Annotated in this window: 21 protein-coding genes; 7 read left to right on the top strand and 14 right to left on the bottom strand. The window is 43.1% G+C overall.

Annotation, left to right across the window (positions count from 1 at the left end):
- Positions 1 to 102: 102 nt before the first annotated feature.
- A complete protein-coding gene (locus F0232_RS11245) occupies positions 103 to 1194 on the top strand; it encodes a transporter substrate-binding domain-containing protein (protein ID WP_105057834.1) in 1092 nt (363 codons plus the stop codon).
- A gap of 28 nt (positions 1195 to 1222) precedes the next feature.
- Here F0232_RS11245 and F0232_RS11240 read toward each other — a convergent pair whose 3' ends face one another.
- The 10 genes from F0232_RS11240 to F0232_RS11195 all read right to left on the bottom strand — a co-directional run bounded on the left by F0232_RS11240 (position 1223) and on the right by F0232_RS11195 (position 8710).
- A complete protein-coding gene (locus tag F0232_RS11240; RefSeq protein ID WP_061031899.1) occupies positions 1223 to 1438 on the bottom strand; it encodes a hypothetical protein in 216 nt (71 codons plus the stop codon).
- 204 nt (positions 1439 to 1642) lie between these two features.
- Positions 1643 to 2989 carry a hypothetical protein gene (locus F0232_RS11235; RefSeq protein ID WP_061031541.1) on the bottom strand — a complete coding sequence of 449 codons (1347 nt, stop codon included), beginning with the start codon at positions 2987 to 2989 and terminating at the stop codon, positions 1643 to 1645.
- A complete protein-coding gene (locus F0232_RS11230; protein WP_061031540.1) occupies positions 2986 to 3783 on the bottom strand; it encodes a cupin domain-containing protein in 798 nt (265 codons plus the stop codon). Before F0232_RS11230 ends, F0232_RS11235 begins: the two co-directional genes overlap by 4 nt.
- The gene (locus tag F0232_RS11225; RefSeq protein ID WP_061031539.1) at positions 3780 to 4625 is read right to left on the bottom strand and encodes an HEXXH motif-containing putative peptide modification protein; all 846 of its coding nucleotides are present in this window, start codon (positions 4623 to 4625) and stop codon (positions 3780 to 3782) included. Before F0232_RS11225 ends, F0232_RS11230 begins: the two co-directional genes overlap by 4 nt.
- A 52-nt stretch (positions 4626 to 4677) precedes the next feature.
- Positions 4678 to 4815, bottom strand: a complete 138-nt coding sequence (locus F0232_RS11220) for a hypothetical protein (protein ID WP_155647292.1) — start codon at positions 4813 to 4815, stop codon at positions 4678 to 4680.
- Positions 4816 to 5190: 375 nt separating this feature from the next.
- Positions 5191 to 6105, bottom strand: a complete 915-nt coding sequence (locus F0232_RS11215; protein ID WP_061031898.1) for a VirK/YbjX family protein — start codon at positions 6103 to 6105, stop codon at positions 5191 to 5193.
- A gap of 274 nt (positions 6106 to 6379) precedes the next feature.
- Positions 6380 to 6520 carry a hypothetical protein gene (locus F0232_RS11210; protein ID WP_162884293.1) on the bottom strand — a complete coding sequence of 47 codons (141 nt, stop codon included), beginning with the start codon at positions 6518 to 6520 and terminating at the stop codon, positions 6380 to 6382.
- A 39-nt stretch (positions 6521 to 6559) separates the two neighbouring features.
- The gene (locus F0232_RS11205) at positions 6560 to 6835 is read right to left on the bottom strand and encodes an HU family DNA-binding protein (protein ID WP_004741779.1); all 276 of its coding nucleotides are present in this window, start codon (positions 6833 to 6835) and stop codon (positions 6560 to 6562) included.
- A 353-nt stretch (positions 6836 to 7188) separates the two neighbouring features.
- Positions 7189 to 7887, bottom strand: a complete 699-nt coding sequence (locus F0232_RS11200; protein ID WP_004741780.1) for a VC0807 family protein — start codon at positions 7885 to 7887, stop codon at positions 7189 to 7191.
- 250 nt (positions 7888 to 8137) lie between these two features.
- On the bottom strand, positions 8138 to 8710 hold the full coding sequence (locus F0232_RS11195; protein WP_105056979.1) for a YceI family protein: 573 nt from the start codon (positions 8708 to 8710) through the stop codon (positions 8138 to 8140).
- Positions 8711 to 8986: 276 nt separating this feature from the next.
- Here F0232_RS11195 and F0232_RS11190 point away from each other — a divergent pair, with 276 nt between their 5' ends.
- Entirely contained in the window at positions 8987 to 9703 is a 717-nt protein-coding gene (locus F0232_RS11190; RefSeq protein ID WP_105056980.1) for a DUF1826 domain-containing protein, read from the top strand.
- 65 nt (positions 9704 to 9768) lie between these two features.
- Here the strand turns inward: F0232_RS11190 and F0232_RS11185 are convergent, their stop codons facing one another.
- Both F0232_RS11185 and F0232_RS11180 read right to left on the bottom strand, forming a co-directional pair.
- Positions 9769 to 10128 carry a VOC family protein gene (locus F0232_RS11185; RefSeq protein WP_105056981.1) on the bottom strand — a complete coding sequence of 120 codons (360 nt, stop codon included), beginning with the start codon at positions 10126 to 10128 and terminating at the stop codon, positions 9769 to 9771.
- A 78-nt stretch (positions 10129 to 10206) separates the two neighbouring features.
- Positions 10207 to 10908, bottom strand: a complete 702-nt coding sequence (locus tag F0232_RS11180) for a YafY family protein (protein WP_061031533.1) — start codon at positions 10906 to 10908, stop codon at positions 10207 to 10209.
- A 167-nt stretch (positions 10909 to 11075) separates the two neighbouring features.
- On the opposite strand from F0232_RS11180, the gene F0232_RS11175 reads away from it, so the two are divergent.
- From F0232_RS11175 to F0232_RS11165, 3 genes are all read left to right on the top strand, one after another.
- On the top strand, positions 11076 to 11510 hold the full coding sequence (locus F0232_RS11175) for a RidA family protein (protein WP_008217422.1): 435 nt from the start codon (positions 11076 to 11078) through the stop codon (positions 11508 to 11510).
- A 66-nt stretch (positions 11511 to 11576) separates the two neighbouring features.
- Positions 11577 to 12446, top strand: a complete 870-nt coding sequence (locus F0232_RS11170; protein ID WP_105056982.1) for a DMT family transporter — start codon at positions 11577 to 11579, stop codon at positions 12444 to 12446.
- Between the two features lie 372 nt (positions 12447 to 12818).
- Positions 12819 to 14705, top strand: a complete 1887-nt coding sequence (locus F0232_RS11165; protein WP_105056983.1) for a methyl-accepting chemotaxis protein — start codon at positions 12819 to 12821, stop codon at positions 14703 to 14705.
- Positions 14706 to 14841: 136 nt separating this feature from the next.
- On the opposite strand, the gene F0232_RS11160 is transcribed toward F0232_RS11165, so the two are convergent.
- The gene (locus F0232_RS11160) at positions 14842 to 15693 is read right to left on the bottom strand and encodes an alpha/beta fold hydrolase (RefSeq protein ID WP_105056984.1); all 852 of its coding nucleotides are present in this window, start codon (positions 15691 to 15693) and stop codon (positions 14842 to 14844) included.
- Positions 15694 to 15794: 101 nt separating this feature from the next.
- On the opposite strand from F0232_RS11160, the gene F0232_RS11155 reads away from it, so the two are divergent.
- Positions 15795 to 16688, top strand: a complete 894-nt coding sequence (locus tag F0232_RS11155) for a LysR family transcriptional regulator (RefSeq protein ID WP_105056985.1) — start codon at positions 15795 to 15797, stop codon at positions 16686 to 16688.
- A gap of 27 nt (positions 16689 to 16715) precedes the next feature.
- On the opposite strand, the gene F0232_RS11150 is transcribed toward F0232_RS11155, so the two are convergent.
- Positions 16716 to 17117, bottom strand: a complete 402-nt coding sequence (locus F0232_RS11150) for an ACT domain-containing protein (protein WP_105056986.1) — start codon at positions 17115 to 17117, stop codon at positions 16716 to 16718.
- Between the two features lie 475 nt (positions 17118 to 17592).
- Here F0232_RS11150 and F0232_RS11145 point away from each other — a divergent pair, with 475 nt between their 5' ends.
- The gene (locus F0232_RS11145) at positions 17593 to 19185 is read left to right on the top strand and encodes a S8 family peptidase (protein ID WP_105056987.1); all 1593 of its coding nucleotides are present in this window, start codon (positions 17593 to 17595) and stop codon (positions 19183 to 19185) included.
- The last annotated feature ends 62 nt before the right edge of the window (positions 19186 to 19247 follow it).

Below are 19247 nucleotides of genomic sequence, written 5' to 3'. Positions count from 1 at the left end.
TCATCATAAACTTTTTTCACTTATGAGGACGCTAGGGTGTGTTCGTTAGGCGAGCCTTTGCACTCGATTCAATTCATCGCTGCCTTTTCTGGAGGGCTGCTGATGCAAAAATTCTTCAAATCGACACTTCGATACTGTGCTCTTTCAATCGTTTTACTTTTTCCATTCTTCAGCACTTCTGCTTCATCTGCTCCGCTTAAAGTTGGCGTTTACTCTTGTCCTCCTTTTGTTATTGGCTCGATGGATAATGAGTGGGATGGCCTCAGTATTGAGCTGTGGGAGAAGATCGCCAAGGATATGGATGTTGCGTTTACGATAGAAAATCACCCCCTCGATGACTTACTCAGCTCGATAGAGACGGGGCAAATCGATATTGGTGTCTCTTGCATCTCAATCACGCCAGAACGTGAACTGTTCGCTGATTTCTCGCACTCATTCTATGAAACCCATCTTGCTATCGCAGTGAAGAAGAAAGGCTACCTGGAGACGTTACACTCGATATTCTTGAACCCTGCGTTATGGCTGATCATCGGTGTGGTGGTATTTATCGCAGGTGTCATTGGCGCATTTTTCTATATGCTCGAGCACGGTGAAAACCAGAAGCTCTATTCGATGAAAAGCCGAACTGGACGCTGGCTAGAGAGTTTTATTCTCGGTTTGCTTTTTATTACTCGCGGTCCATTCAATTACTTTGAATTTAAGAGTTTAACGGGGCGGATCGCGACGGTGTTTATTGGCGTATTCAGCATGCTTTTTATTGCCAGTATTACCGCTGTGTTAGCGAGTAAACTTACACTTAGCCAAGGATCTTCTCAGATCAAAGGTATTAATGATCTGGCGAATGTCGCAGTAGGTGCCAAGGTCGCGACGACATCCTCTCTGTTATTGACGAGCTTCGGTATCAGACACGAGAACTATATCGATATGCCAAGGCTATTGGCTGCTTTAGAGGAAGGAGAGGTAGACGCCATTGTAGCTGATGATGTGGTGCTCAAATATATGATAGGTAACGGTAGAATGAGCGGCCAATTTGAAGATTTAGAGGTGTTACCGTATCAGCTAGAGAAACAGAACTACGGTTTTATCATTACAGAAAACAACCCTTACGAAGAAGAGATTAACCGCGCTCTGTTGCAAATTCGAGAGTCTCGCAAGTGGCGTAAAATCCTAGTCGAGTATTTTGCGGACAATTAACCGAGACAGCGATATATAGCGTGAGGTATTAGCTATCAGTCTGCTCTGATTCTAACGCTGAAACTTTACGCTTTTTGAAATATTTAACACCTATCCAAACGACATAAGCGGCAACAAAAACAATTAACGCAGAGCGGAGTAGGATAGGCGCGTCATGCTCTAATTGCTTAACATGGGGTGCGATACTGGCGAACAATCGGCTGGTAAAAAGCATCCCCATTACAAACATAACAACTTTATTCATCTGACTCGCCACTCAATTAGACACGTTACACAGAGCACATTCTCTTTCAGTTTGGTTATGAAAACCGAGAAAACGACTCTGCTCGAAATGAAAGCATGCGCTTCTCAAACGACATCGTCAACGCGATATCAGCCTATAGCCTGTAAGCTAAAATTCCGTTTTTGGAGGTGCTCTACTTTAATGTTATCCGTTACTAGGCTTAATTTATTGACGAACCTGGAGAATCAAACGAGACTTTGAGTCAGATTCGATCTTCTCTTCTAATTCGGCTCTATTCTTTTTATCCAAAAAAGCGTCCCATTCATCAAGTAATAGCGTCTCTTGCGTGTTGTTGAGTAACCAATCTAGGCATTTCTTGGTGTACTCTCCGTCGGAAATATCTTCTTTATTTAGCTCCGACTCCCAAGGCCAGCATACGCGGTACGAGGGGTTGAAATACAGAGCGCCGGAACTTCGTTGATAGTCTTTAAGGTAAGTGGTTTTTCCAGAACCGTTCGAACCAATAACAGAGAGATAGCCGTTACGATAGCTCTGAAGTTCATTTGCGCTGACTGGTTTATTGGTTTGATTATCTTTGAGCTCAATAGTAAGCGTATCTATTTTAAATGGTGCTTTGGTGTCATTAAATTTGGTGAGTAGCCTAAGCTGCCCTTTTATATTAGGTAGAAGGATAATTATCGATACTAATTCGTTTGCCGAAGCAAGCAGATGGTAGATACGAGTCAGGTTTACCACAATCCCCAGTTTAATCGCTGCATCTATTTGAGGTGAAAACAGCAAAAACACGACCAAAGAAGTGGTGGGTAAGAGCGAAAATAAAGAAGTGATTAGCATCGCAGCGTATTTACTGCGAGCCTCTTTCATTCGAGATGAAAGATACGCCTCGGTACTCAGTCGTGTATCACTCTGAAAACTGTCACGATTAATAGACGAGCCGTGATGATAGTTTTCATGGATGGCCGATAATTTCTTGGTAAGGATTGAGCCTTGAGTATTTCGAGTCTCCGATAGCCCCTCCATTCTTTTGGATATGTAGATCTTGTAGGCAGCAATAAAGAATGCGCTGACCAGGATTGAGAGAGCAAATCGATAGTCTAAAACCACACTAATCACTAACAAGCTCAAGCTGAAGTTTAGTAGTGCAGAGATAGAATGAAATGAATAACCAATAACGCTAATGATGGTCTCTTTACCTTGAGAGACCAGAATACCTTTGATGTTATCGGTGTCAGTTTTGTTGGTGCACGAACCGTAGATCGTTGTGGCAGCAGACCAAAAGTCACTTAGTGCAGAGCACAACCAAGCCTCCCGAGACATGTCACTGAAATATGACACACAGTAAGGCAGCACCATACACGTCAAGTAAACAGCGGCCCACAGTTTGAAATCAACACTGTCGAAGCCAACATTATTGACTTCGTAGATAATTTGAACGGATGCGTAAACAGAGATTGCGATAGATAGCTGGTGTATACCCGCAAAGGAGATTGCCAACCAAGAGTGCTTATTGAACAGGCTTAGCGCAATAGATCTTACTGATTCAAACTTCATACAGGGAATATCCGTTTAGTGCTGTAATTTCGAAAGGCGTGTGCTTTGTTCTTTCTGTATTTAAGGAAATTAGCGTGTAACGACTCGATCTCCTCCTTAAGCGCTATATGGTCTTCCGCACTAATATTATCGAGCCTTGTCTGGTGTGTAGGTAAGCACGCCCACTTTAAAAAGTCCGATAGCGTAGGCGTAACAATACTGTAAGTCACATGGAACGATTTACGTGATTCCGAAACAGGGTTATGAGCAACTCCTTTAGGAACAAAGAGGAGATCACCTTCGCTGAGTACGATATCGTCTTGGTTCTCGCCAAATTGCCAGCGCTTCTGACCAGCCAGTTGTTTGACCAACACATGGTGGTCGTCTTTATGGTATCCAAATCCGCTGATTGAACCGTAAGAAACATACAAATTAGCTGATGATTCACAATGAAGAAGCTCGCTAAGTTGCCGAGTAGTCGATGAAAAGTAGCCTTTGAACTCATCAATAGAGTCCATAGCAAACGTACCTCCAACAAGAAACTGGTCGTGTAGCTTATCGTTTCTTATATAGAGATTGGTTTTCCCATGTTTATTCATGCCTTTGGTGGAGACTAATTCTGTTTGTTCGGTCCCATTGCGGAAAAACCTAGCTCTGTCACTCGTCATTCTTGCACCGGACAACAATGTCTCTATATGGTCGGTGATGGGGGCGCTGTCCCCGTCTAGTGCGCGCATCAGCTGGGTCTTGTTAGAAAGCCGGTTGTTAACCAATAGGGCACCGATGAAGGCTTGCTCCTTCTCAGAAAAACTCATATTTTCTCCAATTTTGCGTTGCACACTTCTAATATCTCTTTCCCTCTTGGTTTCAATAAGTGGGATTCTAAACAAGATTGGATTGACGTTAGTGTTTGCGCTAATAATTGTTCTGTTGGCGGGTGAGCACAAAATTCTTCTGGTACGATCGATAACTCGTGTCGAAATAAGAGTAACTCGGTTCCTACAACTGCACTGTGATATGACTTATCGAGAGGGCGAGATTTATTTAAGACTGCAGAACGAGTCCAGTTCTCTTCCTTATACATATTTTCATACGAATAAAGGCCTCTAATCAGTTCTTCAATAAATAAGAGGTTATGTGTTAATTCATGAACGAGGAACTCGACTCGGTTATTTATACACCAATGTGTTTTAGGGTTTACCCAAATAACACCTGGCATACCAGAGGTGCTTCCGCCACTTGCTTGATCTGAGCGCATGAAAAATATGACATTAATAGCCAACTCGAAAACTTCATGGAGGTCAGGTGATAACTCTTTTAGATAGTCTAGAGAGAGTAAATAGTCGGCCATCTCTTCTGAAGTTACATTACATGTTGAGTTAGATATAATGTCCGACTGGGATAAGTCGTCGAGTTTTGACAAGTTATAACCTGTAGACAACTCACTACATAGGTTTGGCTCGTTTACCTTAAGTATCTGATTGTTTTCTGAGATGTTATCCAGACCTATCGGAATGAATTGAGATATTGTTTGTATATACGAATCTTTAAGGCGTTGCTTAGCATTCTCTTGAGTTAAACCATTGATGTCGTTTTTTCTTGAATAGAGATCTAGAAAATTCTTTTTAACCGTGTTTGAACCAAGTGAAAAATACATATTATCCTCCTGTAACCTGCTAGCTAATATAAAGCTAGCAGGTTAGTTTTAGTTACTCTTGGTCTTCAAAAGCGATCATGTTTCGACGATCATTACCGTTGTTTGGTCCATCCCAATTTAATTCACATAGGTTTAGTTCTTCGCTTTCTGGACCATTAAAATCAGCCATGACGTTTTCAAAATTAATCATTTTACAATCTCCGTTATTGGTTTTAATTAATGAGCCTATTTTTGGCTCGGCGCTATTAATTGTATAAATAAGATCTTCTTGCAATATGAATTATCCGTAGATTTCTAGATATGTAACGTAATGCTCAAAAGTTATGGTTTTGTTGATATAATGTTATCAATACAATCTCACTAGGAGGTCAAAAAATCACCGCTTTGAACTTGCTTCTTATCCTGTTTTTCTCTCTAGATTTAAGGTAGGGCTTTGGAATTGTGCTAATTAGTGAGGAGGGAGATTATGGGGACGTGTTAAAAAGCCCCGTGAATACGAGGCTTTCTTTGTGTCACAAGTCACTTATTTGCGGATGTTAAGAAGGTGTGGCGAGTTTACACTCTCTCAACTTGCTTTCGCTAAATCTACGTTTAACGTAATAGGAGCCTGTAGGTGAGGGTTAATAGCGGCTCTGAGATCCTCTTCATATTGGTCCAGCCAAGCGTAACGTTGGCGGTATAGCTTTCGTTTTTGGCGTTTAAGCGGCTCAAGATCCTTTCTTGTTGCGCGTAAAGGCAACACGTAAAAGCACTTGTTATGTTGTGCTCCGTTATGCTCTTCCCAAAGCTCATCATATTTTAGGTTGATGTCTTTGCTTTTCTTTCCATAGCGGAATGAGTTTGACACATGGCTCGCTTCGTTGACTGCGTAAATGTGGGTTATACCCAGGTCGGAGGCCATTAGTCTCAGTGTTTCAACGATAAATGACTTAGGTCTTAAGCCGTGCAACGCTTTGGTAAACGCTCGGCTGAACCCGTTATCATTGGCACCCCCTTGAACACCACCGATGTAGATATCATTGTTGAAGACAGAGAATGATAGGGTGTACATCTTATTCAATTGAGAATCAGTCAGCGACAGCGTGAGCTCGCCTTCTTTTCTTGAATTGCGCTCAAAACTGAGATTCAGTAAGTAAGTTTGTTCACCAATTTCTAGCTCTAAAAGGTTGATTCTTTCGTTGTAAATATTGTGTCGAGCTGGAGTCTTGAACGTATTTTCAAACCAGTCGTAATGCTTTGATAAAATTTCAATTTTCTGCTTTTTGCTAAAGCCATTACATAGGTAGGGTGTGACAAACTTAGATAGGAAATTCGGTTGCTTTTTAAATAAGAGTTTTCTCTCATCAGAGTTGAAATTCTCATTCATTCTTTTCGTATCTGAGTAATAAAACAATGCTCGAATTGTAAACTTAGCTATCGCTTTGTACTTGCCCTTGTTTTTATGGACATTAGCGTCAATTCCCATACGAACTACATTCATAATCACCTCAAAAGAAGAAGCATCCCCCGAACACATCCGCGTCGGGTTTTACGTTCTTTACACTCTTAAACATCAAGGCTGCGATGATAATGAAAAGTGAAATTTAGGTATGTATGGTTATGTATGACAATGTAATAGGAACAATTACTTAGTGTGTGGAATTTGCGCAGAGTAAAACGGCTAGATCTCAGATATTTTGATGGTTAATAAAAATGCCACTGCAAAGGTGCAGTGGCATTGTTTATCTATCGCTTGTTATCAACGCAGGGCTAAATTAAAGCTCTAACAGTTTGGCCAGTTCACGCTCTTCTAGAAGCTCTTCAATACGTTGTCGAGTTTTAGGTGCTTGGTTTTCTGTTGATTTACCTGCTTTTTTAACGCGACTGCTTTTGGCTTTTTCCTTTGGCGTAGTCATCGTCATTTTCCTTATAGTTCTGCGTTTTAGGGCGCTAGCTTAAAGGTTGCACGCCTCTTTTAGCGCTTTACCTGCTTTGAATGCTGGTGTTTTAGATGCAGCGATTTGAATTTCTTCGCCTGTACGTGGGTTACGACCCGTGCGAGCGGCACGAGTGTTTACTTTGAAGCTACCAAATCCAAGGATCGCTACTTCATCACCGTTAGCAAGCGTTGTTGAAATACCTTCTACAAGTGCATTTAGCGCGTTACCCGCTTGTTCTTTTGAAATGTCTGCAGATGTAGCGATGTGTTCAACTAATTGAGATTTGTTCATATTCTTTATTCCTTAGTGAGTAAGGCTGGTGTCTACCTTTGGCACCTAGCTTGAGTGATCTTATCAACACCAAGTACGATATTGTCAGTGATTGGGTAGGGCTTTGTTAAGTAACCAACAAGATCGTTTAGAAAACCATCAATTGACAGTCTAATACAAGTTGTTGATTTTTAGCGTTTTAAATACGAATAGTAAAAGAGCTATCAGGAATTTTAGAGTTTGAGGGAGTAGGTGAGTCATCATCGTGCCAATTATCTTAAACCTGAGTTATTCGTTTTACTTGGTGGTAGATAAAGCAAAGCCCAGCGAATTGCTGAGCTTAGGGTGTTCAGGTTGAGCTGCTTTGAGTGAGCTTATTTGTTGGTAACGAAAATCTGCTCGGTCTCTAGCGAGGTCATGTCACGAACTTGGCGCCAGATGTAGTAAAAAATACCTAGCATCATAAGCAGGCTCGGAATCGCAATCGCAGGGTAGCTATATAGAGTCAATTTGCCGAGCTCTTCATTGAACGCCGCAGTACCAGCAGGGCTAGTAACAATCCAAGTCGCCAGGAAATAGTTCATCGCAGAAGAGAATGCGAACGTGCTAGCGAACATGTAGTTTGACGTCATTAGGCAACGATCAAATTTAGCTTGGTTTCCAAATTGCTTTAAACGCTCTTCAATTAGAGCTATGTTCAGCAATGCAGGCGTGAAAATTACCTTTTGGATGAATGGGTAGCGAGTAAAGGTAGAGCCAAGTACCGCCAGACCAATTAAGCCAGGGATTAAGGCTTCTTTTAGAGCTAACCAACGCGTGTCTAGTTCGAAGAAACCAATACCACCAGTTAGTAACACGCTGACAAAGCCAAGTGCAGCGATGAAGTTAAATTTCTTGTTGCGGATTAACTCCATGCCACCGTAAGCAATAGGGAAGGCGAGTGCGACAAGCAGTGCTAGGCCAGTTCCGAGGTGCTCTTCGCCGCTGAACTTCATTAGGATGAATGACGGAAGAAGGACGTTAAATACGACTTCAAAAAGAGGACTCGATTTTTTGTTTTCAGTGTTACTCATAATTTCTAAATACATTGTGTTATGGATTTATTCTCAGGGATTGTTGTTTACCTCGCCTGAGATGTAAAGCCTAAAGGGGGCATGCTATGTAACGACATGTGACACCGACGACATTAACGCCGCTTCCGAGTGGTAGATTGGACGTTCGAGGGGGAGTGTGTGAGGTTTGGACTTACGCCCACTCATCAGGTAACGCTGTGATTACCTGATGAGTGTCAGGGCTCGTGTTAACTCACTCTGTAATCGACCTTTATTTATCGAACATTAAGTTGAAGTTGAGTGGCACCTTATCGGAAAGCGCTAATCCGCCTACCGTTGCTGAAAGTTTGTTTAAGTTGTCGGTCGAAATACCAAAATCTGCGCCATTGACGATGACCGTGGATGTTGAATTCACCATGACAAAACCGTCAGAGGGTACGACCATAACAGGGAAGTCGATGGTTTTGGTCACGCCGTGCAGAGTGACTTCCGCTGCTATCGTCGTATTATTTGGTTCACCTGTTAACAGAGAAGGCTCAACGGATCCTGAGATCTTAACTTCAGGAAAGTTCATTGACTCAAAATACAGCTCGTTGAGTCTTTGATCACGAATGGCCACGCCTGTGCTAATACTTTTCAGGTCCAATACGATTGAAAATTGCCCTTCTTCGGTAAGCCCGCCGGACGAAGGCTTGATGGAAGCGGGTTCAACGACGAACTGCTTCTTAATGGTTGCGAATGTGACATTCGACAGCTTCGGATCTAATGTGTAGCCGCTTTCTGCAAAAGACTGCGCTGAGATGACGGTGCAAAGAAGCCCGATTGTTGTAAGTAGTTTTTTCATAAGTTGTCACCACATAATGGATTGCCAGTTGAACCAAATAACGCTGTTCGTATTCTGAACAACTTCGAGAAGTATAGGAGCAAGCTCAGCTCACCACCTTACTCATGTGTTAAATTCGGTAGGGGGTACTCATCTCATATTGGTACTTTTGGAACCATGATCTCCTGAGTTGTTTGAATGTATATTGTTATGTTATAACGTTTCGTTAATTTATTCTTTTGGCAAACATAGATATTGCCTCTAGAGAATACGAGCGCGCAGCAAGGAGATGAGATAATGAATGCCGTTTTAGCTGAACCTTTGACAACGAGTTGTAATCAATCGTCAAGTATTGATGGAGTGCTGACTCATAAAGGGCAGAAGGGCCGAAATCCATCTTGTAGTGCAGCTTCATCCCCGACAGTGTTGGCTGACATTTACCAAGATGATATCAATGTCGCGATATGGCAGCGTAACTTTGATGAGAGTTTTGTATCTGAAATCAATGAATTTATTGCGGCTAACCCAAATTTTAGTAAGTCTGTTAGCGTGTCACCTGCAAACGCTTTTGACAAATTGGAATTTGCTACAGACGGAACGGCTTCAAAAGCCCTGCTAGAAAATATGGCTGAGCTGGTGGACATGTTCTGTTGCTTGTTTGAGCTTGAAGAAGTTGGTCTCCGTTTGGCTGTACTGAACAAGGCAATGTGCCCTCGCTTTCATTTTGACCAAGTACCTTGCCGACTGGTGACAACCTATCATGGTATTGCGACTCAATGGTTAGAGAATGGTGCGGTTGACCGTTCTAAACTCGGTCGTGGAAGTAATGGCCAGCCAGATTCAGCATCTGGCCTCTACAATGACGAGTCTGACATCCAGCAAATGGCCGTTGGTGATGTGGCGTTATTGAAAGGAGAGCGTTGGAGCGGTAATGAAAACAGAGGCCTTGTCCACCGTTCGCCTGTCACTTCATCTGAAGAACCTCGATTGTTACTGACGATAGACTTCGGTTAGTTCTGTTTGGCTGATGAGCTAGATGAGATGAGCAAGCAACTAGAGTGTCGCTTGCTCTTTTTCATTTAGGCGAAGATTCGAATGCGGTGGCCGTCTGGGTCAATCGCGACAAAGTTGATACCAAACACGGACTCTTCTGGTGCTTGTTCAAACTGGATTCCTTTCGCTTTCCATTCTTTATAGAGGTTTTCCAGAGCTTGCTTACCTGTCATTGCTATCGATAGCTCAGTGCCGCCACCAGTTACTTTGCTTGTTGGCGTTAGAGCGTCAGATTGCTTGAGGGTGATCTTCACATTGCTTGCAAAAGTTAAGGCTGCAAATGTCGGAGATAGCAGTGTTGGCTCACAATCAAAGGCTTTGGAATAAAAATCCATGCTGCGGTGAATGTCAGTAACATAAAGGACAAATGAATCGATAGTAAACATAGCTGCTCCTAGTTAGGTTATCTGGTGTGGTGCTTCTTTGGACCACAGGAATATATCTCTAACTAGTGACAGTTTTTGTCAGTAGCGAATCACTTTGTCTGTAATCCCTTCCATGCTTTGCCACTCTTTGAGTAAGCTATTCCGTGACTTTGAATACTTTTCTTCCAGTATGGTCAATTCGTTAATCCTATCCAGCCTGAAGTTTCGATAAGCACTGCGTGTTTCACACCAAGCGACCAATACATAACAGTTTTCAAATACGCCGATCAGCATAGGCCATACGACCCTAGAACTGACTTTTGCCTTGGCGTCTGTATATTGAATTTGAGCTTTGTTTTGTTGCTTAATCGCTAACTTTATCTCCGACAGTTCAAAACCTAAATCTTCAACCCCAATGATTGAAGCAACACGAATGATATCTTCACTGCGTTTAGCCTGATGATCTGAAGGGAGCACGGCCGAGATCTTGGCAATCGCATTTCTAGCCGATTCACTGAACTCTCCATTAGCTTGCTTAGCGACCCATTCCGCTCCGAGTCGCAACGCTTCTAGCTCTTCCGAGGTGAACATCATTGGTGGCAGAGTAAAGGTAGGTTTGAGCAGGTAGCCCACACCAGCTTCTCCATCGATTTCCGCGCCTTGTGCCTGTAGTGTTGCAATATCACGATAGATGGTACGTGTACTGACATTCAGTTCTTGAGCAAGGTGATCGGCAGGCACGGGATATTTGTGACAGCGCAATAATTGAAGCAAATCAAAGAGGCGTTGGCTTCGAGACATAAGAAAACTCTATGGACATAACGACTTATAAGATTAATCGAATGATAAGGTGAACGCTAGGTTACCCCCATAGATAACTGATTTAATGAAAATTGTTTGTTGACTTAAAGTTAAGTTGAAGTTTTACACTCCCTAACGTTAAAAACACAGCTTAATAGGTCAAAAGAATGTCACGTAAAAGATTGAAATTTTATAATCCTGAAAAACTTTTTAACCCAACTTCTTTTGGTTTTTGCCATACGGTGAAGACCTCCGCGAACGGAGAGTTTGTTTTTATTTCAGGGCAAAGCGGTGGTGAAGGGCTAGAACATGAATTGGTGGAAGACTTTCGTCGTCAAGTCCAGGTTGTATTATCTAACCTTGATATTGCTTTGAAGGCTCATGAGATGGATTTTAGCGATGTCGTAAAGATTACCGTTCTAATCGTTGAGCATGATTCAGATAAACTGCATATCTGGAGTGAAGAAATGCTCAAACGTTGGTCTGAAGAGCGCTTACCCGCGAGTACACTGATTCCAGTACCTAGACTTGCGTTAGATGAAATGCTAATTGAAGTCGATGCTGTGGCCTTTAAATCTGAAATATCGAGTAGTAATAAATAAGGCAACCTTTTCAGCACATCTCATTTTTACTTTTCATCAGATTAATTCCTCTGGGCAATATTAAACATGCTAAAAAATTATTTAACGTTAATCGCTATCGGGCTAATTTGGGGTTCCCAATTTGTTTTTCAAGAAATCTCACTTCAAGGGTTCTCTCCAGTCTGGGTTGGGACACTTAGAGCAGTGCTAGGTGCAATGACACTTATTGTTATATGTAACCTTATAAGAGTTAAAAGCATTAGCAATCAGTGGGGGCTTTTTGCTCTTATAGGGCTATTAGAAGCTGCGATCCCTTTTATTCTTGTGCCTTGGGCACAGCAGAGCTTATCCAGTTCAATTGCGGCGATACTGATGGGCACACTCCCTTTTTATGCGTTATTGCTAGCACCTGTTTTTATAAAAGATGCAAGAATAACCAAGGGGAACGCTGTAAGTGTCATCGTCGGCTTTAGTGGGTTATTAGTCTTATTCTCCCCAGAGCTATTATTGACTACTGGTGATATCAATTTAATAAGTGCCACTGCCATTATGGTTGCAGCGGTGTGTTTCGCTATTGCATTACTATTACTTAATCGAGTGAGAGGTGAGCATCCATTGATTGTTGCACGAAATGTACTTTGTATGGCGAGCATTCAACTGATGTTAATTGCGTTTTTGACTTCGCCAATCGTCAGCGTTAAGCCTACCGCTTCATCAGTGTTTTCGTTGGTTTACTTAGGAGTGATGTGTGCAGGTATTGTTTATTATCTTTATATGATGAGCATACAAAACGCCGGGCCAGTATTTACTTCAATGACGAACTATCTTGTACCCGCTGTGGGTGTGTTCATCGGAGTATTACTTGCGAATGAGTCTGTTCACCCCACAACATGGTTAGCGTTGGTTATCATTTTATCAGCACTGTTTATCAATCAAAAGCTAGCCGAATACCATTAGCGGCTGTTTAGCAATATGGAGATTCATTTCTTTTAAAGTGAACAATAAATGGCATAGGTCACGTCTCTTTATAGATAGAAATTAAAGGTCTCGTAACGACGAGGCCTTTTGGGTTGGCTTGTGATTGATAACGAATCAACACGCGCGGCATTTATTCTCGACATAATAACGAGGAAGTGGAATAGAACCTTATCGAATGATATTCGACCTTTTGGTTTGATCTGGATCTATTTTTCGGCTCACATATACCTTAAATACAATATCTTAGGGCATTTTATAATTTATTTTAATGTGTAAAATATATCAGCTTGCTTTAAGCGTGGGAACGGTTCTGTTTCTGCGGGCTATTTATATAAAAATTATAGGTTTCCTATGTTAAAGAAACTCTCACTTAAGAATAAGCTGGCGATCTCTGCCAGCCTTGCCATCATCCTGGGGGGGATTTTGGTAGAAGCACTTTCATTTCGTGCTTCATTGCAGCGTTTGGATACAGAAGTTGAACAGCGCTTAGAAGGTGCATCGGCTTCATACAATCAATACGTATCGGATTGGATCTTATCCAAAGAGCGTGCGCTTACTTCTCTGTCTCAAGAGTCTCAAAAGGAGAGTTTGGTTACTCACCTGAAACAGGTTCGCGATTCTGGCTCTTTTGATAATGTCTTCCTAGCGTATCCTGATGGCTCACAAGAGAATGCCAACGGGGTAGTGCTACCACCGGGGAATGATGATCCTCGTTTGTGGGGCTGGTATACCAATGCGGTTGCCAATCCAAGTAAGGTTTTCATGGACAACCCTACGGTTGCAGCGGCAACAGGAGCGAATGTAGTGTCACTGGGCACCGCAATGCAATTGTATGGCCAACAGGTGGTATTGGGGGCGGATGTTGAAATTACCGACATTCTGAACAGCCTTGAGCAAGTAATTCTTCCAGGTGAAGGTTACATGTTTATCGCGACCAACAAGGGCACGGTTTACACGCACGCAGACACTAAGCTACTGAACAAAGATATCAGCTCACTTGGTTTGAACTTTTCAGATGTGCAAAAGGCGTTGGTAAGCGGTCAGGACATTTCCATTGAGTTGAACGGGACTGATTATGTGCTGTACGCACGCACGATTGATGGAACCAATCTAATTACGATTAGCGTGGTGAATCATGACTCTTTGGTCGCGCCACTCTTTGATGCTGTTATCGGTCAGGTGTTGGTGACATTGTTAGTGGTGGTGGTTTGTACGGTACTATTTAACTTACTTTGCACCATTCTATTCCGTCCACTAAATCATGTGTCTCAGGCTCTGGCGCAAATTGCGAACGGCAGTGGTGATTTAACTCAACGCATTCATGTTGATAATCAAGATGAAGTGGGTGAGCTAGCTCAGAACTTCAATACGTTTGTCGGCAGCTTGCAGCAGCTAATCGGCCATATCCGTAGTCAATCTGAGCAGTTGAACAGCCAATCTGAACAGAGCGCACAACGTGCAAACCTTTCGGTGAATGAGCTAAACCATCAACAGCAAGAAATCACGATGGTCGCTACGGCCGTGACTGAAATGGCGAGTGCAACGCAAGAGATCGCATCGCATGCAGAGCAAACGGCAAAAGCCGCGCAAGACTCAGCGACGAGCACCAACAGCGGTCACGCATTAGTTGTCGACACTAAAGGTTCCATCAATAACCTAGCGAATGAAGTGAACGAAGCGGGTAGTGTGATCAGCGATCTGAATAAACACGCTCAAGAAATCTCAACTGTATTAGCCACCATTCAAGGCATTGCGGAGCAAACGAACTTGCTTGCTTTGAATGCCGCTATTGAAGCCGCTCGTGCCGGTGAGCAAGGTCGTGGTTTTGCCGTAGTAGCCGATGAAGTTCGTGTGCTTTCTCAGCGCACTCACTCTTCAACGGAAGAGATTAAGGCAACGATCGATGTTCTACAGCGCACTACAGCGCAAGCCGTTGAACTTATGGAGACGAGCTCTAAGCTAGCACTACATTCAGTAGAAGATGCGGATCGAGCTTCTCTCGCGCTAGAAGAGATAAACACGTCGGTTGCCTTGATTAGCGACATGGCGACTCAAATTGCGACTGCAGCAGAAGAGCAAACCCATGTGACGGGTGAGATCACTCAGAACATTACGACCATTAAAGATGTGACTGACCACTTGGTAGTAGGTGCTCAGGACAGTTTAACTGAGTCGAATGAACTTAAGAGCCAAGCCGCTGGTTTAAGTGACAAAGTGGCGACTTTTAAGCTTGCTTAAGCATTTAATGGACTGATGCCTGATCAGCCTGTTTGCGTTAAGCAATAAGCCAAAGCGACGTACATTGCGTCGCTTTTTTTGTGCTTGCTAGTTGCAGTCTTCTGATTCTCGAATGTCTGTTAGACAGGTCGTTGGTTTAACCTAGTAGGTGATGACACATTAGCTCAACAAACTCCTTGGGTGTTTCGAACATCGGAGTATGAGATACACCTTTAAGCGCCACTAGTTCAAGCGAGCCAAATGTCTCTTTTAAAGGCAACCACGTATCCAAAGGTGCGATGCTGAAATCAAGCTCACCAATGGCGACTGTAACATCCAGTTGGTTAGCATGGGGTAGCGTAGCGAGGTTTATTTTGCCAAAGGCATCACCCCAGAGCGAATCCAGTAGCGCCGTATTGGTTGTAACTTGCTCCCAAAGGGGGAGCTCATTAAAGCTAGGATCTGCCCAACGCATCGGGCCTAGTCTATGACACAAGTGCGCAAACTTCCTATGTGGTTCTCTGTTTATATCGTGTTCAAGCTTTCCAAGGCTTTGCTCCAAAAGGCGCTTTCGCTCGTGTGAGGCATTGTTCTCCCAGTAAAGAAATTGCTTAGCTTTCATCGCCTCCGACAGGTTTGGCGGAGCACCTACTACCATTACTTTATTAATCTGAATATCGGTCAAACTCGCGAAATGGAGTGCCATGTACGCGTGTCCGGAATGCCCCAGAATACTGGTTTTACGAATATTGAAATGATCGCAGGTAGCTTCAATATCCTTGGAAATAATGTCTAGAGTGATGGTGTTGTTATGCTTGTCGTTTAAGGTTTGAGCAAAGCCTCGATGATCTAGGTACAGACAAGTAAAGTGATCGTGAAGCCTTGTTGGAATCACTCTTTTGTAATAATCAACACTGCCAATAATCAATAATTTCGGTCCTTTACCATGCTGCTCTACTTTGAGTTTGTATCCATCGCGCTCAAAAATTTTCGATTTGATTGCTGTCATAATTTGTTCTCCTTAGCGAATTTTCTGTACCTTATCGTGATAAATAATCCTGAAAAATAGGCTAATATTAGATTCAGTATTAGCAGTTTTGGGATAATGAATTGGAAAGGATCGATAACGCTTGGTTGAACTCATTTATTTGTGTCTTTGAACAGAGTAGCTTTGTAAAAGCATCAGAACGCTTGCTAATTCCTAGCTCAACGGTAAGTAGACATGTTCAACAGCTTGAAGCTGAGCTTGGCAATAAATTGTTCTACCGGACAACCAGAAAGGTGACGCCAACTTCGGCCGGTGAAATGCTTTACAACGAAATCCGAGAGCCTCTTCGTCAATTGAGCCAAACATTGCAAAACGTCAGCATTTCAACGGAGTCAATGAAAGGCAGTATTCGCGTGAGCTCACCAGACATCCCTTTCATTGGTGATGTGCTCGCTGATTTTGCTCTTAGCTACCCCAATGTTTCTCTGTTTTGCGAACACAGTACGTCGATAGAAAGCGCGTTAAACAGCGATCCTGATATCGTTATTAGTTTTGAGCGAGGCTCGCTTGATGATCGCGACTGGGTTTCACGGCCATTGTGTCAATGGGAGAGTTCGGTTTTAGCTTCGCCATCTTGTCTGGCGGAATATGGCTCACCGACCACAGTTGAGGAGCTGTCCGCAATGCCTTGTATTTCAAGTTACAAAGCTTTTGCTGGTAACCCCTGGATATTTAGTGGGCCAGAAGGCTTGAAGAGTGTGGCTATCAAGTCAGACATCAATGTTGATGGCGGGTTTATCGCTAAAGCTATAGCTGTCAAAGGGTTAGGTTTTGTAGCGTTACCAAGAGAATTCTGTCGAGATGAGTTGGACGGGGGCTCGTTAGTCGAACAACGGTTAGACCTTGAATTAGCCCCACTAACGATTTACATCCATTATCGGTCAATGAGCTATCACACGCATCTCACCAAGCTCTTGGTCAGCTTTATCCGTGAACAAGCGAACTCATCTACTTAGAGCGCTTATGTTACTAGTTCGCTTCTGCTAGTTTGCTTCTGAGAATTCTCGAAGTGCGCTCATGGCTTGATCAGCTTTGTGCTTTTGGACGAAGATATGATCGTGATAATAGCCTGCAATCACATTGGCACTGATGCCGTACGAGCCAAGTTTAGTCGCAAAGGCGGCTGTTAACCCGACGGCTTCTAGGCTCGAGTGTACCGATAAAGTGATCATGCTAAATACACCGTCGAAACTTAACTGCGCTTGAGTCGCCACTTCTTCTGTCAGCACCAAAGTTAACCCTTCTTTTTCTCGAAAGGTCGCCATCGGATTGAGGTGGACATAGTCGGCTAGTCCTCCATCTACCGTACAAAAAACATAATCACCTTCAATGAGCTCAGGTGATATGGACTTTAACAGAATGTCTAAATCGGTAATGGCGGTCATCGTTTTCCCTGTGTAATCGCGTTGGTTTATGGTGTTGGGTAATGTAGCCAAGATAGAGATAAGCTGCCTGCGAGTACAATTAATAATATTTATTCACTATAAGCAGGACTAATCACCTTTAATTTTGATGCTGTATTTTTGAGTTTTTGCGGGATTTTTGGTGTGTAATATGTCAATAGTGAAGATGATCCCTCTCACATACACCATTTTTAACCAACCATTCGACTTTTGTTAAAATTAGAGCTTTTGATCAAATTATATAAAATGTGATTGCATAAGCTTTTCAAAATAGTTTGCCCCCACTCGAAGTTCCTAGTGAGATGAATATAAATTAATAAGCAATCTCATTCGTATTGTCTTAGGTTGAATTTGTAACACTGTTGCTTCACGTATTGAGCGTATAACGCTAGCTGTCTGCATTTTCGTGTTTGTCGTAGGTAACAACCAACAAACCTAAAATATCAAGGAACAAGCTATGTTAAAGAAAGTATTAAGTTGTTGTATTGCAGCCACATTTGGTATCTATTCTGCATCAAGTTTGGCTCAAGGTTCGGCTTTAAATTCAACTGAAAACTTACAACAACCTATTGCTCCACTGATGTTGGCTTCATCAGATGATGCGATCACTGATCGTTATATTGTTGTATTGAAACAACCGCAGATGCTAATGAATGACGCGGCTGGATTACAGCAGTTCACTCAACAAACGGTAGGCCAGATGGCCAATTCGTTTTCAATCAAAACAGACGATGTTTTTGATAGCTCCATTATTGGCTTTGTGGCAAATCTAGACGCAGTTCAATTAAAGCAACTCAGACGTGATTCTCGCGTTGAATATATAGAACAAGACCAAATACTCAGTATCGATCCTGTTGTTTCAAATGAAGCCGTTCAAAGTAACGCGATTTGGGGGCTAGACCGAATTGATCAAAGAAGTCTTCCTTTGGACCGAAACTATAATGCCAATTTTGATGGCTCTGGCGTAACAGCATACGTGATTGATACGGGCGTTAATAATAATCATGAGGAATTCGGCGGGCGCTCGGTTTCTGGCTATGATTTCGTGGATAATGATGCTGATTCGAGTGACTGTAATGGGCATGGTACCCACGTTGCAGGAACGATTGGCGGTAGCCAGTACGGTGTGGCTAAAAATGTCGATATTGTTGGGGTAAGAGTACTTAGTTGTTCGGGTTCAGGAACCACATCTGGCGTAATATCTGGTGTGGACTGGGTTGCTCAAAATGCATCAGGGCCTTCAGTCGCCAACATGAGCTTAGGTGGCGGTCGTTCAACCGCATTGGATAGCGCGGTACAAGGCGCAATTCAATCCGGCGTGAGCTTTATGTTGGCAGCGGGTAACTCAAATGCCGATGCGTGTAATACATCACCAGCTCGTGTACCAAGTGGTGTGACGGTGGGCTCCACAACCAGCTCTGATTCGCGTTCAAGCTTCTCGAACTGGGGCAGCTGTGTTGATCTATTCGCACCGGGATCTCAAATTAAGTCTGCTTGGTATGATGGCGGCTATAAAACGATTAGCGGAACTTCCATGGCGACGCCACATGTTGCGGGCGTTGCAGCCTTGTACTTACAGGAAAACAATGGCTTAACACCGCTTCAACTCGCAGGGTTACTGAACTCAAGAGCCTCGGAGAATAAGGTTTCTGACACAAGAGGAACCACCAATAAACTGCTGTATAGTTTGACTGATAGTGGCTGTGAACCGGATTGCGGTGGTCCAACACCTGGACCAGATCCAGATGGAAAACTAGTCTCTGGCGTGCCGGTTAATGGACTGAGTGGCAGCCGAGGGCAAAAGGATTACTTCTACATGGACTTAGAGCAGGGTCAACAGCTGACAGTGGTCATCATTGGTGGCACAGGCGATGCGGATCTGTATCTACGTTTCGGGGATAAACCAACGCTTAGTACGTGGGACTGCCGACCTTACCGATCGGGCAACAGCGAGACTTGTACGGTGAATGTCACCCAAAGCGGCAGATATCACGTGATGTTGAATGCATACTCGGCGTACAGTGGTTTGACGCTTCAAGCAAACTTTTAACTTTTGGTTTGAACAATGGTTTCAAAAAGTTACTCACTAGTTTAGTCAGTTCAGAAGACTGA

The sequence above is a fragment of the Vibrio sp. T3Y01 genome (assembly GCF_013114525.1).
GTDB lineage: Bacteria > Pseudomonadota > Gammaproteobacteria > Enterobacterales > Vibrionaceae > Vibrio > Vibrio chagasii_B.
The sequence above is the reverse complement of the archived record's forward strand: the minus strand, read 5'-3'. Positions and strand labels throughout refer to the sequence as shown.